The organism is Candidatus Villigracilis affinis (genome assembly GCF_016705895.1).
Taxonomy (GTDB): Bacteria; Chloroflexota; Anaerolineae; order Anaerolineales; family Villigracilaceae; genus Villigracilis; species Villigracilis affinis.
In genome coordinates this window covers 185,718-201,908 of the sequence record NZ_JADJKT010000036.1, presented here as the reverse complement: position 1 = coordinate 201,908, position 16,191 = coordinate 185,718, and the positions used below count along the sequence as shown (strand labels likewise).

Here is a 16,191-nt window from a genome sequence, read left to right as displayed (position 1 = left end):
AACAGAGGAAAACATGTCATACGAATTCTTACAAATCCTTTGGTTCATTCTCATTGCCGTATTATGGATCGGCTTCTTCTTCCTCGAAGGCTTCGACTTCGGTGTGGGAATGCTCCTGCCCTTCCTCGGCAAAAAAGACGAGGAACGCCGTGCCATCATCAATTCCATCGGCTCTGTTTGGGATGGAAATGAAGTCTGGCTGCTCACCGCAGGCGGCGCTACCTTCGCGGCTTTCCCGCATTGGTATGCCACCATGTTCAGCGGCTTCTATCTCGCCCTCTTCCTTTTGCTGATCGGCCTCATCATCCGCGGCGTCTCTTTTGAATATCGTTCAAAAGACTCTGCCCCCGCCTGGCGCAATCGCTTTGACTGGATGATCGCCATCGGTTCCTTCCTTGCGGCTCTTCTGCTTGGCGCTGCATTTGCAAACCTCGCACGCGGCGTACCGATTGACGGGAATAAGATGTTCACTGGCAACCTATTCACCCTTCTCAATCCCTACGGCTTGCTTGGCGGACTCACTACCGTTGCGATCTTCCTGCTTCACGGCGCAAACTTCCTCGGCCTCAAGCTCGAAGGCGAACTACGCGAACGCGTCAATGCCTTTGCCAAAAAATTGTGGATCGGTGCAAGCGTTTTGTATGTAGCACTTGGTGTCTTCACCTATGTCGCTGGCTTCTGGGCGCGCGGTGTGGTCAACCCTGGAATCATCCCGATCGCAGCCGTAGCCGTGCTTCTCGTTGCTGGCTACTTCATCAACCAAAAGATGGAAGGCTGGGCATTCATCATGGTTGCACTTAATATCGTGCTAACACAGGTCACCTTCTTCTCGATGACCTTCCCCAACGTGATGCTCTCCACCACCAACCCTGCTTACTCGCTCACCATCTACAACGCCTCTTCATCGCAATACACACTCACCGTGATGTCCATCGTTGCGTTAATCTTCGTCCCCATAGTCCTCGCCTACCAAGGCTGGACCTACTACATGTTCCGCAAACGCATCAGCACAGACAAAAAGACCCTGGTTTATTAATCCAAGCGTAATTTGAAAACAGGAAGGTTGGCGGGGTATACTCCTCGCCAACCTTCCAACTTTTTAACCTGACACCTCGCACCTACCTCCCCACCATGCACCGCAGACTTCTGACTCTCACCCGCGACACCCGCCTCGCCCTGACATTAACGATTCTTTCTGGACTGTTAGCTGGTCTGCTTACGATCTGGCAGGCGTGGCTCCTTAGCAGCGTGATAAATGCTGTTTTCCTTGAGAAGCAGGCACTCGCGCAGGTGATGCGTCCGCTGCTCTTCATTCTCCTCGCCATCAGCGGACGTTCCCTCCTAAGCTGGCTCAATGAAGTCGCCGCAAACGCCGTCGCTGTCAAAATCAAAACGGACTTGCGCAATCGTCTCTTCGCGCACATCCTCAAACTTGGCCCCGCCTACGCCCGTGGACAACGCACAGGCGAGCTGACAGCCGCCGCCGTGGAAGGCATCGAAGCGCTGGATGCATATTTCAGCCAATATCTTCCCCAACTTGTTATCACCACACTTGTCCCGCTTTCCATTCTTTTCTTCGTTTTTCCAATTGACCTGCTTTCAGGCATTATTTTTCTAATCACCGCCCCGCTGATTCCATTCTTCATGATCATCATCGGCAAAGGTGCTGAAGCCGTTACCAAACGACAATATGAAACCCTGCGCCTCTTGAGCGCCCATTTCCTCGACAGCCTGCAAGGACTGACCACCCTCAAACTCTTCGGCCAATCCAAAGCGCAGACTCAAACCATTGCACAAGTCAGTGAAAAATTCCGTGACACCACGATGAGCGTGTTGCGCATCACATTCATCTCCGCGCTCGCCCTCGAATTACTCGCCACCCTCAGCACCGCCGTCATCGCCGTGGAAATTGGCTTCCGCCTGCTCTACGGCAAAATGGACTTCCAACCCGCGCTCTTCCTCCTCGTCCTCGCCCCCGAATTCTACATGCCCCTGCGCGCCCTTGGTGCAAGATTCCATGCAGGCATGTCTGGCACCACCGCAGCAAAGCGGATTTATGAAATTTTGGATACAGAAATACCAGAGTCAAAAGTCGAAAGTCAAAAGTCAGAACTTGCCCGACCTTCGACCTTTGACCTTCGACTCGAAGGCATCTCCTTCACCTACCCCAACGAAACAACTCCCGCACTCGAAAATATCAACCTCACAATCAAACAGGGCCAACACATCGCCCTCGTCGGCAAAACAGGCGCAGGCAAATCCACCCTCGTTCAACTCCTCCTCGGCTTCATCCAACCCACACAAGGCACTCTCCCCAATTCATCCTTCACCCTTCATCATTCATCCTTCCATTTCCTGGGTTCCCCAACGCCCGCACCTCTTCCACGACACCATCGCCGCCAACATCCGCATCGGCAAAGCGGACGCAACTCACGAAGAAATTATCATCGCCGCGCAAGCCGCGCACCTGCATGAATTTATCGACTCGCTTCCAGAAAAATATGAAACCATCGTCGGTGAAAGCGGCGCCCGTCTCTCCAGCGGACAAGCCCAACGCGTGGCCCTCGCGCGCGCCTTCCTCAAAGACGCCCCCATCCTCATCCTCGACGAACCCACCTCCAGCCTCGACCCTGAAACCGAATCCCTGCTCGAAGAATCCACGCGCAAATTAATGCAAGGCCGCACCGTCCTCACCATCGCGCATCGCCTCAACACCATCTTCCAATCCGACCAGATCATCGTCCTCGACGAAGGCCGCATCATCGAACAAGGCACGCACAGCGAACTGCTTGCGAACAATGGCATGTATGCGAGCATGGTGAAAACATATGAGTTCCAAGTTACAAGTTCCAAGTTACAAGTTGAAAACCTTTCAACCTCAGAACCAGCTCCAACAACCTTCAACCTTCAACCTTCAACCAATCACCAATCTCCAATTACCAATCACCAATTACCAATCCTCCCCCGCCTCCTCACCTTCCTCAAAGGCAACTGGCATCGCGTCGCGCTCTCCGTGCTCATCGGCTCCATCACCATCGGCTCCAGCATCGCGCTCATGGGCACATCCGCATGGCTCATCTCCACCGCCGCCATCGCAACCTCCGTCGCGGACCTCGGCGTCTCCGTCGTTGGCACGCGGCTCTTCGGCATCACGCGCGGCATCTTCCGCTACCTCGAACGCCTCGTCTCGCACGACGTCACCTTCCGCCTGCTCTCGCGCCTGCGCGTCTGGTTCTACGAAAAACTCGAACCCCTCGCCCCCGCCCGCCTGATGGAATTCCGCGCAGGTGATTTACTCGCCCGCATCATTGGCGATGTGGAAACTCTGGAAAATTTCTACGTTCGAGTTGTCTCTCCCCCATTGACCGCTGCCATCGTCGGCATTTTCACTTCGATATTTCTCGCATCTTTCTACCCGATACTTGCTCCTGTTTTCCTGATATTTTTTCTCAGCCTCGGCATTGTCCTTCCTGCCATCGCTCAGATCACCAGCCGCAAATCCGCCGAACAGACGATCACCCTGCGCGGAGATTTACACACCCGCCTCGTGGACGGAATCCAAGGCATGGCCGATCTGCTCGCCTACGGCCACGCAGACGAACGCCTGAAACAAATCGCATCCAACGGACTCGACTACGGCAATGCCCAACGCCGCATGGCACGCGTGACAGGCATCCACGCGGGCTTATCCACCCTGCTCACCAACCTCGGCATGTGGACAGTCCTCTTCCTGTGCATTCCACAAGTGACAAATGGCAACCTCGCTGGCCCCATGCTCGCCTCGCTGACATTGCTCACCTTCGCCTCCTTTGAAGCCGTCACCCCGCTGCCCCTCGCCGCCCAAATGTGGAACTCCTCTCGTGAAGCGGCACGGCGTTTGTTTGAAGTGGTGGATACGGAGCCTGCGGTTAGTGACAAGGGACAAGGAACAAGGGACAAGAAAGAACAACTCGTTACTGATCACTCGTTACTGGTTAACGACCTTCAACCTTCGACCTCCCTCGCCATCGTCGGGCCAAGCGGTGCGGGCAAATCTACTCTTGCCAATCTTTTACTGCGCTTCTGGGATTACAGTTCGGGAGAAATAACTCTCAGCGGAGAATCTCTCAAAGAGCAGAATCAGGATCAGGTACGGGAAAGAATCGGTCTCGTCTCCCAAAACACCTATTTCTTCAATACATCCATTTTTGAAAATCTGCGCTTCGCCCGTAGAAAAGTCACAAAAGAAGAAGTTGAAGCGGCGTGTAAATCTGCACAGATCCACGATTTTATTTTGAGCCTGCCAAAGGGATACGACACGATGATCGGCGAACAGGGATTGCGTCTTTCAGGCGGCGAACGCCAGCGGCTGGCGATTGCGCGCGTACTCATCAAGGATGCGCCAATTTTGATTCTGGATGAACCGACCGCCAACCTTGACCCGCTCACCGAACAGCAGGTGCTCGAAACATTGTTCAATGTGATGAAGCGAAAAACATCATTGCTCATCACTCATCGTTTGGTTGGTCTCGAAAACATGGATGAGATCATCGTGATGAACCACGGCCAGATCGTGGAACGCGGCACACATGCTGAATTAAAAAATAGCGACGGTTTGTATCGCCGTCTATTGGATTTACAAAATCGTATTCTCGAAGAGAAAACATCATAATTGAATGCTTGCATCACTTTGGTGTAAGTGCTATAATCCTGCCATCTCCCCTGATACTTGACAATTGATATTTGTCAGAAACAGTCACAAATTAATTGTGCCTGGAAATTGTAACGATAACCTTGACCAAAACCCCAAACTCTCCAAAAATTTCCTGAGGAAATTTGCCAGCCCATATAGAGGGATCTGGTCCTTTTCACATTCCCATTCCATATTCCCATAAGAGATCACAACATGAAAATACTTGAACTAGAGAACGAGCCGCTATCAAAACTGCGCGGTATGGCAAAAACCCTCAATATCCCCGGTTATAACCGCATGAAGAAGGAATCCCTTGCGATGATGATTCGCGAGGCGGAGGCGCAAAAGGAGGGCATCGAGCTGCGAGGCGGTATTCTCGAAATAATGAGTGAGGGCATCGGCTTTTTGCGGGCGACCAATTACCGCATCAGCGACCAGGATGTTTACGTCTCGCAGGCGCAATTGAGAAAGTACGACTTGCGTGCAGGGGATCTGGTCATCGGGCAGGTACGCCCGCCGCGTGAAAGCGAACGTCATTTTGGTCTGCTCAAAGTTGAATCGATTAATGGGTTGGAACCTGAAGCTGGAAGTTCTCGCAGGGTCGTTTTTGAAAATCTCACCCCTATTTTTCCTGAAGTACGTTTTGATCTCGAAATTGGACATGACACACTCGCGCCCCGTCTCATTAACCTGATCGCCCCTATTGGACGTGGCCAGCGCGGATTGATCGTTTCACCTCCCAAGGCGGGTAAGACCACGATCTTAAAGCAAATTGCGAATTCGATCTCAACCAAATATCCCGATGTGCATCTTATTATCGCACTGATCGGCGAACGTCCCGAAGAAGTGACCGATATGGACCGCTCTGTGGATGCGGAAGTGGTTGCCTCCACCTTTGACGAACCCGTCACCGCCCACGTTCGCACGGCGGAACTGGCCCTCGAACGCGCCAAGCGTTTGGTGGAAATTGGCCGTCATGTGGTCATCCTCATGGACTCGATCACCCGTCTGGCTCGTGCGTATAACCTTGTGGTGAATCCATCAGGCCGTACCCTCTCCGGTGGTATGGATCCCTCGGCGCTTTACCCGCCCAAGCGTTTCTTTGGCGCGGCTCGTAACGTGGAAGACGGCGGTTCACTCACGATCATTGCCACCTGTCTTGTCGATACCGGCTCCCGCCTCGATGATGTGGTTTACGAAGAATTCAAGGGGACAGGCAATATGGAATTGATTCTCTCCCGCAAGCTTCAGGAACGCCGTATTTTCCCCGCTGTGGACATCGAACGCTCGTCCACACGCCGCGAAGACCTGCTCCTCGGACCCGATCTGCTCCAGCGCGTCTGGCTCATGCGCCGTATGTTCATTCAAATGATCTCTCCGCCGCCCCAAGGCGCAGGCATGGACATTTCTGTGGCTACAGAAGCGATTATTACCCGCATGGAACGCGCAAAGAATAATATAGAATTTCTTGAGAATCTGACAAAGGACGCGTAACGCGAACTGTCAATTTGCACTACAATATAGAGAATGAAAAACCTTTTAGAGAAAATTAAATCCTTCTTCACCTCTCTTGGCGGAAAGTTCAAACGCAAGCCAAAGGAAGTGTCGGCGGTGAATGAGCCTCCCACCAAGCCGCGTGGGCAGGTTGAGAAACGCAAAGTCGATCGGTTTACGATCCTCAGTTGGGCGGTGACTTTGGTTATCGTGGTTTCCCTGCTTGGGTCGACGATCTTTTACAAGAGCACACAGGCAAATGCTGCGCCGATCATGGTACAGCCGACCCCGGCAAACGATCCAGGCGCTGGTCAACCTCAGGGTGGGCTGCCAGTTCTCGGGTCGGGTGGAAGCGGGGTTTTGTCCATCATCCGCAAATTGCAGTTGAAGACGAATATCCCCGAGCGGCCGCGCTATGAACCCACTGTTTATCGCGTTTCGCGCGGCGATGCGATGCTTTCGATCGCGGATGTTTTCAAGCTCAAATCTGAGTCGATCCTTTTTGCAAACAATCAATTGGAAGATAACCCGCACAACCTGAAGCCTGGCATGGAGTTGACCATCCCGCCTGTGGATGGGGTGTATTACGAATGGCAGGACGGCGACACCTTTGAATCTGTTGCTGAAAAATTCAGTGCGGATCCAGAAGAGATCATCACGTTCCCCGGAAATGATGTCGACTTGACTGACCCGACGATAGACCCTGGCACCACCGTGATGATTCCCGGCGGGACGCGTGATCTGAGGAATTGGGCTGCCGACCTGCAAACCATGGGAAGGGGCGTTGGCACAGGCACGGGCGGCGGTAATGCAACCAATGCCTGCGGTGGCGGACCTGTTGCCACTGGATTCGGCTGGCCCGCAGATGACCACACCCTTTCTGGTAATCCCTATGGCCCCAGCCATCTCGGCATTGATATTTCTGCACCCGAGGGGTCGAATGTGTATGCGGCAGGCGGCGGTGTTGTGACGCAGGCGCAGGGTGGTTGGAATTATGGTTATGGCAATGTGGTGCAAATCGACCACGGCAATGGATACGTGACGGTCTATGCCCACTTAAGCTCGTATGTTGTCAGTGTTTGTCAATTCGTGGGGCAGGGCGCAGTGATTGGCTACTCGGGCAACACGGGTAATTCATTCGGCGCACACTTGCATTTCGAGATTCGTATTGGCGGTACGAACGTCAATCCGTATGATATTGTTCAATAAAATGAAAACCCTAAAGGTCTCTGAGACCTTTAGGGTTTAAATTACATGAACGAAACCTCTCTCAAAAAATCACTTTCCAAATTAAAATTCGGCGGACTGCGCTATTTTGATTCCATCGGTTCCACCAATGACGAGGCGCTGGCCTGGGCCGCAGAGGGAGCCGCGGATTTCTCGCTCGTTGTGGCAGATGAACAAACGCAGGGCCGCGGCAGACTCAACCGAAAATGGTTCACCCCGAAGGGCAGTGCTCTTGCCTTTAGTTTGATCCTGCACTCCTCCGAGGCCATGCGCCCGTATCTCTCGCGGACCGTTGGACTGGCTGCGCTTTCAATTGCAGAATCCTGCTCCAAAACTGGACTCGATCCGCGCATCAAATGGCCGAATGACATTTTGATCGACGGCAAAAAGATTGCAGGGATTTTGGTGGAGACCGTCTGGTCTGGTGATGAACTCGATTCACTCGTCATCGGTGTGGGGATCAATGTTCACAGGGCGTCCATTCCGCCCCGTGAACTGTTGCAGTTCCCTGCCACCAGCCTCGAACATGAACTTGGACGTGAACTCAAACGCGAGGATATTCTCTTCGGCGTTTTGGATTCACTCGTACGTTGGCGCGAACGCATGGGCAGAGATGAATTCATCAAAGCGTGGGAAGACCAGCTTGCTTTTCGCGGTCAGCAAGTCCAAACTTTTGCGGGGACGGATATCCCTGTGATGGGGGAGTTGCTCGGCCTCGAACTTGATGGCAGCCTGCGCCTGCTCGATAAGCATCGCAATTCCGTTGTTGTTCGCTTTGGGGATGTCAGCCTGAGACCCAGCGCGTGATATACTTTTAATACTTATAAGAAGAGGTGACCATGTTTGATAATCTCCGTGATGATGCCGCAGCCAGCTACGACGAAACGCCAGCCCCCCGTGCCATTGAAGGCCCAGCGCCGACTTTCAATGCCAAGCCGCGTTCAAGGCGCATTCTTGGCATGACAGCCCAACAGCGGTTCATCCTTGCCTTCATGTTCATGATCGCCGTGTGTGTGATCGGTGTCATGGCTTTATTTATAACAGGCAAGATCGGCTTCTAAAATACCTGACATAAAAACTGCCTGACTCATTTATGAGTCAGGCAGTTTTTCGTTTTAATCGAAGTGCAGACTTCAATCTGCATTTCAGATGGAAGGCGATTACACCAACTTGGGCTGCATTTCTTCCTTTTCACCGTTTTCCACGATCTGTGCGCCTGCTTTCTTTAGGTCTTCCGCAGAGATGCGTGCCACAGAGGCAACATTATCGCCTTCCTGTGGTTTGATGAGGTGAACACCCTTCGTGGCGCGGCCTGACTGTTTGACTTCCTTTACCTTCAAGCGCAAGGTCACACCGTTGGAGGTCATAATGGTCAAATCATCTGCCTTTTGCACGACGCGCGCCGCGGCGATCTTGCCGATTTCCTTCAAGGCTTTGGGATCAATGGTAAAGTTGCCGCTCGTTGCGCGTCCCTTGGCTGTGTAATCGGTGAGCGGGGTTTGTTTGCCATAGCCTTTGGTGGTGATGACCAGCAAAGCGCCGTCTTTTTCGACCACGTCCATACTTGTGACCGCATCATCTTTCTTGAGCTTGATTCCCTGCACGCCTGCGGCCTGACGTCCCATTGAGCGTACTTTGGTCTCGCTAAAGCGCAGGGCCTGTCCATTTTCGGTGACAATGATGATCTCATCTTTGCCCGAAGTCAATCGAGCCCAGCCCAATTGGTCACCCTCTTCCAACGACATGGCGATCAAGCCAGAGGGTCGGACCGATGCGAACTCTTCCATTGAAACGCGCTTGATCTTGCCGCGTCCCGTCATCAACATGCAGAAACTATCCGAGGAAAAAGCTCCCACCGCCATGGCTGCCGTCACTTTTTCGTTCGGGTCAAGCGACAGAACATTGACCAATGGAATCCCTTTCGTTGCACGGTCTGAATCTGGGATTTGATACACTTTCTCGGAATACACCTTGCCTTTATCCGAGAAGAATAACATCGTGTTCAATGTGCGCGCAGGGATGAGCATCACCACTTCATCTTCATCCTTAGTGGTGTGTCCCATCACGCCGCGCCCGCCGCGACTCTGTGATTTGAATGCGTTGGCCGCCACGCGTTTGATATATCCGCGTTCGGTGAGGCTGATCAGTACCGATTCGTCGGCGACTAGGTCCTCATCGTGAATATTCTCTTGAGCCTCGGCAGCGATGCGTGTGCGGCGGTCATCGCCGTAGGTCACTGCCAGTTCGGTTAAGTCAGATTTGATGAGCGCCAGGATCTTCTTGGGGTGGGCGAGCAGGTCTTCAAGGTAATCGATCGTCGCGCGGATCTGTTTGTGTTCTTCTTCGATCTTCCATCTTTCGAGGGCGGCCAGCCTGCGCAATTGCATGTCCAAAATAGCCTGGGCTTGCAGCTCGCTAAGTTTGAAACGTTTTATCAAATTTGACTTGGCTGTATCCACATCCTCGGCTTCGCGAATGACTTTGATGATGGCATCGATGTTGTTGAGCGCGATCAGGTAGCCATCGAGAATGTGCATACGCGCCTGAGCTTTTGCAAGCTCAAACTTGGAGCGGCGCGTGATGACCGTCTGCCGATGTTCGATAAAGATCTGCAGCAGACGCTTGAGCGGCAGCGTGCGCGGTTCCCCTTCAACAAGGGCCAGCATTTGCACACCGAATGTGGATTGCAAAGCCGTATATTTATAAAGTTGGTTGAGCACTTTTTTGGGCTGTGCACCGCGCTTTAGCTCAATGACAATGCTCATGCCGCGTTGGTCAGATTCATCCCGCAGGTCCGAGATTTGATCGATCTTGTCGTCACGCACCAGTTCGGCGATGCGTTCGATCAAGGTGGATTTATTGACCTGATACGGAATCTCTGTAATGTTGATCTGATAACGTCCGCCTTTGGATTCTTCGATGTGGGCAATGCCGCGCATCACGATTCGACCTCGGCCTGTTCCGTACGCCGAGAGAATCCCGTCCACCCCGACGATCATGCCGCCAGTGGGGAAGTCGGGTCCCTGCACGAACTTCATCAGGTCATTGACCGTGACGTCTTCCACGTCATCGTAATGGTCGATCAAATAATTGATCGCGCCGACTAGTTCGCGTAGATTTTGCGGTGGGATATTGGTCGCCATACCCACGGCAATACCTGACGAGCCGTTCAATAACAGGTTTGGCAAACGCGCAGGCAGGACAAGCGGCTCTTCGAGTGAGTCATCGAAGTTTGGGCCGAAATCGACCGTGTCTTTTTCGAGGTCGGCGAGGAGTTCCTCAGCCATTTTTTGCAGACGGGCTTCGGTGTAACGCATGGCTGCGGGCGAGTCGCCGTCCACGGAGCCGAAGTTACCCTGACCATCCACCAGCAGATAGCGCATGGAAAAATCCTGCGCCATGCGAGCCATGGACTCGTAAACCGCCGAATCGCCATGCGGATGGTATTTGCCCAGCACTTCACCGACGATACGGGCCGATTTCTTGTATGATGTGTTCGATCGGGTTCCCAGCTCGTGCATGGCGTATAAAATGCGCCTGTGGACTGGTTTGAGCCCGTCACGGGCATCCGGCAGGGCACGCGCCACAATTACACTCATGGCATAATCGATGTACGCTGACCGCATCTGGGTGTCAATATCGATGGATTCGATGTTACCTGTGTTCAAGTTTTCTTCAGCCATAAAATATCCTTAAAGTGGGGAAAATTTCATCAAATTGGCACAAAAAGACACGAAGATGGGGGAAAACTTCGTGTCTGCATTAGATGAAGGAAGCTCTTTTCAATAGGGCAATTATACCACCCCGGTCCGTTTTTTAATGAGTGGGTTCGAACAAAAAAGACCCGCAATTGCGGGTCTTTTTTGTGTGCCGAAGGAGGGACTTGAACCCTCATGAACGTAAGTTCACTACGCCCTGAACGTAGCGCGTCTGCCAATTCCGCCACTTCGGCTTGCTGTGCGGGTTGTATTTTATCTCAAATAATTGGAATGTCAATAAAAATAGGACGCGATCGGGAACAAAACTGTTCGGTCATCCGTTTACTTTACATCCCTAACAAAAATGTTTTAAGTCCGGTGCACTTAACAGTACTGTTGGGGGGGTCTCTTTTTGCGATTTAAAACGTTATATAGTTAAACAAGAGAAAGGAGTTGCATTATGTTCGTAGTCGCAGCAGTGGTTGCCCTTCTGTTGCTCGCCCTGGCTGGTTCTGAGCTTTTCGTGGCCCAGTACAACTCGGATGAACTTAGCAATATGGGAGTTCAAGAGCAATGATGGATGACCATCCCATCCCCTAGCCCGACGCATGTTGAAAGACGCGTCGGGCTTTTTTGTTGCTTAGTTCAGACGGGCGAGTACATCACTGGCTTCGAGCAGAAGGTAATCCACTCCATCGTATTTGAATTCGGTGCCACTGTATTTGGCAAACAGGATTTTATCCTTCGGTTTGAGCTTGATGCCCTCATCGTCGCCGATTGCGACAATTTGTCCTGTTTGAGGTTTTTCTTTCGCAGTTTCAGGCAACAGCAAGCCCGAAGCGGTTTTACTTTCCTGCTCCAAAGGTTGGACGAGAACGCGAGTCCCCAAGGGTTGAATATTGATCTTTGCCATGTTATTTGATTCCCAGCAGTGAATTGATCTGCGGGCGGTTGAATCCGACCACGACCTTTCCGCCAATGTCGATTACGGGCACGCCCATCTGGCCGGAGCGGCGCACCATGTCGCGTGCGGCAGCCTGGTCACGACTTACATCTATGTCGGTGAATTTGACGCCTTTTTCGCGAAAATAGCTTTTTGCCATATTACAAAATGAACAGGTGGGGGTGCTGAATACGACCACCTTCGGTTGATTTTTTTGATCTGTCATCTCGATACCTCCAAAAATTTGATTTAACCATTGGATGCGTGTGTGTGAGAAATGTTGCAGATGAAAACATTAATGTTACGTATGAAATCTTCACTTATTTGTGCCCCCTACCGAGCGGTAGGGGGCAGTGGTTTGGGATATAATACACAAGTTGCGCACCGTCTACGGATAAACAAAAGGATTTGCAAGGAAGACATCATATGGAAGTTACCGCCATTTATACAAAGATCGACAAGATCATTCAGGTGAATCTCGGGCAGATCGTATTGGAGAGTCCGAGTGGATTTCCACGCGGCGAATCCAATTTGTATCTGGTTGGCCCAAGGGGGGATGTCCTTTGGAAAGCTGAAAAACCTGACATGAGCACTCTCTATTCGAAGGTCAAGCTCAATGAAGATGGAGAGACTTTTTCGGCCTATACGGTCAACGGCCATGCCTGTGACCTTGAGTTGAAAACAGGGAAACTGGTCACGTTCACCAGCATTCAATAATAAAAATTCACTTGGGACGCAAAGAAAACCTGGTGAGCTTCGCGATTCAAAACTAAAATGACCAAACCTCCCTTCGGATTTGTACTTGCCTTTCTGTTCTTCAGTCTGCTGTTCCTTTCGAACACCTACAAGCTGTGGTTCAAGACAGACACCTATTATCAGGACATTTATAATAGCCTGACCAACGAGAAAACCCCTTATCCATTCAGGGATTTCTTTTTGAAGCGGCTGCAAAACCGCAAACGCTGGGAAGTGGAGCAGAAGTTATTCAGCCTGCTGGGCATTGTCGCTGTTGTTGGCGTGGATGTGTTGGTGGTGATGGCGTATTTCGGGTAAAAAATCAAACCACAAAGTGTCACAAAGGAACACAAAGGAAAAAAACATTAAACCTTCGTGACCCATTGTGACCCTTCGTGGTAAAAAAAGAATCTCAACAAGGAGTACAACTTGAAAATCATCGCATGTATCAAGCAAGTACCCGACTCGGAGGCGAAAGTCAGAGCCGAGGGTGGGCAGGTCTCATGGGGGGACGCGCCACTGGTCATCAACCCGTTCGACGAGTACGCGGTCGAAGGCGCGCTTCAGCAAAAGGAAGCCTCTGGCGGAACCGTTACTGCCTTGTGCATCGGACCAGAGTCTGCGAAGGAAGCACTCAAGCACGCGCTCGCCATGGGCGCAGATGAAGCCATCCTCGTCTCTGACCCTGCGCTCAATGACCTTGATACCGTCGGCGCAGCGAAAGTCCTCGCGGCGGCGATCAAGAAGATCGGCGCAGACATGGTCATCTTTGGACGCCAAACTCTCGACAATGGCGCGGGATTGACACCCGCCCAAACAGCGAGAGTCCTCGGGTGGCCAATGCTTGGGTTGGCAGGCCAGATCAAAGTCGACGGTGGAAGCGTTCAAGTCGAACGAGTCCTCGAAGAAGGCAGACAATCCATGAAAGCGAATCTGCCCGCCGTACTCAGCGTTGTGCAGAGCATTGGCGAGCCGCGTTACCCATCGTTCATGGGCATTCGCAAAGCGTCGAAGGCAACCATCCCCGTATGGTCGTTGGGCGATGTCGGCGCAACTGCGCCCGCGCCCATCGTAACCCGCGCCGAGTTGATGAACCCGCCCGCCCAGGAAGCCATCACTGAAATGATCACAGGCGAAACCCCCGCCGAGATCGCCGAAAAGCTCGCCGATAAAATCCTTGCGGAGAAAGTGCTATGAAAACTTTTGTGTATATCGATCATTTCAAAGGTGACGTGCAGCCCGCATCCTGGGAGGCGCTTGGCCTTGCAAAAAGTTTCGGCACAGCCATTGCATTGGTTTTCGGCACAGGCGCAGATGATGTAGCGAAAGCCGCGTTGGAATATGGCGCGGATGAAGTTCTGCTCGCGGATGATTCTGCGCTGACAGATTATCGCGCTGAGACGTACGCCTCCACCCTTTCCGCGCTCGCTTCTTCTCATAGCCCGAACCTGATCCTGCTTCCGACGACCGCTCGAACCCGTGAAATGGCGGCGATGGCGGCCATTGACTTGAACACTGGCGTGCTCACCGATGTTTCAGGTTTGGAAGCGAACGGCGATTCGTTCATTGCGACTCGTCCCATTTACGAAGGCAAGTTGATCGAAAAGACCGTGTGCTCTGGCAAGCCCGTGATGGCAACCATTCGCGGACGTGCCTTCCCGAAGCCGAATCGCGAAGAAGGCAAGGGCGGCACCATCACCAAAGTCGCCGCCGCTGGTGAAGCGATCTCTAGTGTGGAAGGTTACTCTGCTGCTGAAAGCGCTGTCAATTTGGGTGATGCGGGTGTTATCGTTTCTGGCGGACGCGGTGTCTCCAACAACCCATCCCTCACCCCGCCCGCAGGCATGGACGAGAAGCAAGCCGAAGTCTGGCGCGCCCAACAGGGTTTTGCGCTCATCACTGACCTTGCCACATTATTAGGCGGTGCTGTCGGTGCAAGCCGCGCTGCCGTGGACGGCGGTTACATCACCTATGCCCATCAAGTGGGGCAAACGGGCAAAGTTGTTTCACCTGATCTGTACATTGCATGCGGTGTCTCTGGTGCGATCCAGCACATCGTTGGTATGCGAAATGCAAAAGTCATCGTGGCGATCAACAAAGACCCCGATGCACCCATCTTCAAAGTTGCCCGCTATGGCGTGGTAGGGGACCTGTTCCAGGTTGTTCCTGCGCTAACAGAAGCGATGAAGAAGAAACTGGGCAAGTAAGCAAAAATTCAAGAAATGAACAAGACCTTCGAGAAAAACTCGGAGGTCTTGTTCATAAAAAATATTCGATTGCGTGCTCGAAATTCAGGCTGAGTTTCTTGACACGGGTTATTCTCTCAGATAAAATACGAGCATCGTTATCCAAAATCAAAAAAGGAGGCACGAAAAATATGGCAACCACCCACTCACCTAAAAATTATGTTTTGAGCGCGCCTCCCGCAAGTGGATTTTAGCAACGATTCTTTTCGTTCACTTCGATCCTTCAACCGCAGGCGTGACTCACCCTGCGGTTTTTGATTCTGTATCATCGCAGGGCGCGTAACCCTGCGATTTTATTTCCCGCAGGAGGTTTGTACAGGAAAATAAAAAAATGAAAATTGTTTTAAACGAGTTGGATGTAGAAGACCTGGAAGTACAAAATTTCATAAAATTCAAAAGTAAAAAACACAAGCTGACAGGCAAACAGTCAGTGACTCAGCTCGTTTCCCGGGCTGAAAATTCAGATCCCAATTCAAAATTTGCAAACCCTGATCTGAATGCTCTCTCAAAAATGGGTTTTCTGGATGAGTTGATCTCCGGCATTAAAACGGGAAAAGAGGCTTCGGTTTTTCTTGGTAGAAATTCAGAGGGACTTGTGGCGGTAAAAATATATACCGATCTGCGTGTGCGGTCATTCAAGCGGGATGCATCGTATAGGGAAGGCAGGTTTATCGGCGATGCAAGGATAGAGAAGGCGATCAAACAGGGGAGTGAGGCGGGTCTCGATGCGCATCAGATTCTCTGGGTGCAGGAGGAATTCAGGCAGATGAAACAACTCCATGAACATGGTGTCAACGTGCCCAAAGCCATTGCAGTCAACGGGATTTCGATCATTATGGAATTTATCGGGGATGAAAACGGAAATCCCGCTTCGCGCATCTCTGACCTAAAAATGGAGCAGGATGAAGCGGAAGAAGCCTTCAGACAATCCGTTCAGAATCTGAAGCGGATTGTACAATCAGGCAGAGTCCACGGCGATTATTCCACGTTTAATATTCTGTGGCACAATGGCGAGGCGGTTGTCATTGATTTCCCGCAAGTGATGGAATTCAAGAACAACCCCAATGCAAATACTTTTCTGGAAAGGGATGTTCGCTCTTTGTGCAAATCCTTTATGAAACAGGGTGTTAATGCCAGTGAAGCAAAAGTGTTAAGAGAAGTTCAAACAGGTTAAAG

General features: G+C 51.8%; 15 protein-coding genes and 1 tRNA gene. 12 read left to right on the top strand and 4 right to left on the bottom strand.

Going from position 1 to position 16,191, the window contains the following annotated elements:
* Positions 1-13 precede the first annotated feature (13 nt).
* The 7 genes from cydB (at position 14) to IPI86_RS15995 (ending at position 8,454) form a co-directional block, all read left to right on the top strand.
* A complete protein-coding gene (gene cydB / locus IPI86_RS16025; protein ID WP_345299020.1) occupies positions 14-1,036 on the top strand; it encodes a cytochrome d ubiquinol oxidase subunit II in 1,023 nt (340 codons plus the stop codon).
* Positions 1,037-1,131: 95 nt separating this feature from the next.
* Positions 1,132-2,475 (top strand): thiol reductant ABC exporter subunit CydD, encoded by a 1,344-nt coding sequence (cydD, locus tag IPI86_RS16020; RefSeq protein ID WP_345299019.1) that lies wholly within the window; start codon positions 1,132-1,134, stop codon positions 2,473-2,475.
* Positions 2,393-4,651: a thiol reductant ABC exporter subunit CydC gene (gene cydC / locus IPI86_RS16015; protein ID WP_345299549.1), complete on the top strand. Its 2,259-nt coding sequence runs from the start codon at positions 2,393-2,395 to the stop codon at positions 4,649-4,651. The genes cydD and cydC overlap by 83 nt, the downstream gene beginning before the upstream one ends.
* A 234-nt stretch (positions 4,652-4,885) precedes the next feature.
* Positions 4,886-6,166, top strand: a complete 1,281-nt coding sequence (gene rho, locus IPI86_RS16010) for a transcription termination factor Rho (RefSeq protein ID WP_345299018.1) — start codon at positions 4,886-4,888, stop codon at positions 6,164-6,166.
* A 33-nt stretch (positions 6,167-6,199) separates the two neighbouring features.
* Positions 6,200-7,375, top strand: coding sequence for a LysM peptidoglycan-binding domain-containing M23 family metallopeptidase (locus IPI86_RS16005; RefSeq protein WP_345299017.1), 1,176 nt, complete (start codon positions 6,200-6,202; stop codon positions 7,373-7,375).
* A gap of 45 nt (positions 7,376-7,420) precedes the next feature.
* Positions 7,421-8,200: a biotin--[acetyl-CoA-carboxylase] ligase gene (locus IPI86_RS16000; protein WP_345299016.1), complete on the top strand. Its 780-nt coding sequence runs from the start codon at positions 7,421-7,423 to the stop codon at positions 8,198-8,200.
* A gap of 32 nt (positions 8,201-8,232) precedes the next feature.
* Positions 8,233-8,454, top strand: a complete 222-nt coding sequence (locus IPI86_RS15995) for a hypothetical protein (protein ID WP_345299015.1) — start codon at positions 8,233-8,235, stop codon at positions 8,452-8,454.
* A gap of 99 nt (positions 8,455-8,553) precedes the next feature.
* Here IPI86_RS15995 and gyrA read toward each other — a convergent pair whose 3' ends face one another.
* The 4 genes from gyrA to IPI86_RS15975 form a co-directional block, all read right to left on the bottom strand.
* Entirely contained in the window at positions 8,554-11,076 is a 2,523-nt protein-coding gene (gene gyrA / locus IPI86_RS15990) for a DNA gyrase subunit A (protein ID WP_345299014.1), read from the bottom strand.
* Between the two features lie 185 nt (positions 11,077-11,261).
* A tRNA-Leu gene (locus IPI86_RS15985) sits at positions 11,262-11,345 on the bottom strand.
* Between the two features lie 386 nt (positions 11,346-11,731).
* The gene (locus tag IPI86_RS15980; protein ID WP_345299013.1) at positions 11,732-12,004 is read right to left on the bottom strand and encodes a co-chaperone GroES; all 273 of its coding nucleotides are present in this window, start codon (positions 12,002-12,004) and stop codon (positions 11,732-11,734) included.
* Between the two features lies 1 nt (position 12,005).
* Positions 12,006-12,260 carry a glutaredoxin domain-containing protein gene (locus tag IPI86_RS15975; protein ID WP_345299012.1) on the bottom strand — a complete coding sequence of 85 codons (255 nt, stop codon included), beginning with the start codon at positions 12,258-12,260 and terminating at the stop codon, positions 12,006-12,008.
* 200 nt (positions 12,261-12,460) lie between these two features.
* On the opposite strand from IPI86_RS15975, the gene IPI86_RS15970 reads away from it, so the two are divergent.
* The 5 genes from IPI86_RS15970 to IPI86_RS15950 all read left to right on the top strand — a co-directional run bounded on the left by IPI86_RS15970 (position 12,461) and on the right by IPI86_RS15950 (position 16,189).
* The gene (locus tag IPI86_RS15970; protein ID WP_345299011.1) at positions 12,461-12,751 is read left to right on the top strand and encodes a hypothetical protein; all 291 of its coding nucleotides are present in this window, start codon (positions 12,461-12,463) and stop codon (positions 12,749-12,751) included.
* A gap of 57 nt (positions 12,752-12,808) precedes the next feature.
* Entirely contained in the window at positions 12,809-13,087 is a 279-nt protein-coding gene (locus tag IPI86_RS15965; RefSeq protein ID WP_345299010.1) for a hypothetical protein, read from the top strand.
* 111 nt (positions 13,088-13,198) lie between these two features.
* Positions 13,199-13,966 (top strand): electron transfer flavoprotein subunit beta/FixA family protein, encoded by a 768-nt coding sequence (locus IPI86_RS15960; RefSeq protein WP_345299009.1) that lies wholly within the window; start codon positions 13,199-13,201, stop codon positions 13,964-13,966.
* Complete coding sequence (locus IPI86_RS15955) at positions 13,963-14,976, top strand: electron transfer flavoprotein subunit alpha/FixB family protein (protein ID WP_345299008.1); 1,014 nt, start codon at positions 13,963-13,965, stop codon at positions 14,974-14,976. The genes IPI86_RS15960 and IPI86_RS15955 overlap by 4 nt, the downstream gene beginning before the upstream one ends.
* A 370-nt stretch (positions 14,977-15,346) precedes the next feature.
* Entirely contained in the window at positions 15,347-16,189 is an 843-nt protein-coding gene (locus tag IPI86_RS15950; protein ID WP_345299007.1) for an RIO1 family regulatory kinase/ATPase, read from the top strand.
* The last annotated feature ends 2 nt before the right edge of the window (positions 16,190-16,191 follow it).

Coding starts and splice junctions, on each gene's coding strand:
- IPI86_RS16005 (WP_345299017.1), top strand. CDS start 6,200: ATGAAAAACCTTTTAGAGAAAATTAAATCCTTCTTCACCTCTCTTGGC.
- IPI86_RS15980 (WP_345299013.1), bottom strand. CDS start 12,004: ATGGCAAAGATCAATATTCAACCCTTGGGGACTCGCGTTCTCGTCCAA.
- IPI86_RS15970 (WP_345299011.1), top strand. CDS start 12,461: ATGGAAGTTACCGCCATTTATACAAAGATCGACAAGATCATTCAGGTG.
- cydB (WP_345299020.1), top strand. CDS start 14: ATGTCATACGAATTCTTACAAATCCTTTGGTTCATTCTCATTGCCGTA.
- IPI86_RS15965 (WP_345299010.1), top strand. CDS start 12,809: ATGACCAAACCTCCCTTCGGATTTGTACTTGCCTTTCTGTTCTTCAGT.
- IPI86_RS15955 (WP_345299008.1), top strand. CDS start 13,963: ATGAAAACTTTTGTGTATATCGATCATTTCAAAGGTGACGTGCAGCCC.
- cydD (WP_345299019.1), top strand. CDS start 1,132: ATGCACCGCAGACTTCTGACTCTCACCCGCGACACCCGCCTCGCCCTG.
- rho (WP_345299018.1), top strand. CDS start 4,886: ATGAAAATACTTGAACTAGAGAACGAGCCGCTATCAAAACTGCGCGGT.
- IPI86_RS15950 (WP_345299007.1), top strand. CDS start 15,347: ATGAAAATTGTTTTAAACGAGTTGGATGTAGAAGACCTGGAAGTACAA.
- IPI86_RS15975 (WP_345299012.1), bottom strand. CDS start 12,260: ATGACAGATCAAAAAAATCAACCGAAGGTGGTCGTATTCAGCACCCCC.
- IPI86_RS15995 (WP_345299015.1), top strand. CDS start 8,233: ATGTTTGATAATCTCCGTGATGATGCCGCAGCCAGCTACGACGAAACG.
- IPI86_RS16000 (WP_345299016.1), top strand. CDS start 7,421: ATGAACGAAACCTCTCTCAAAAAATCACTTTCCAAATTAAAATTCGGC.
- gyrA (WP_345299014.1), bottom strand. CDS start 11,076: ATGGCTGAAGAAAACTTGAACACAGGTAACATCGAATCCATCGATATT.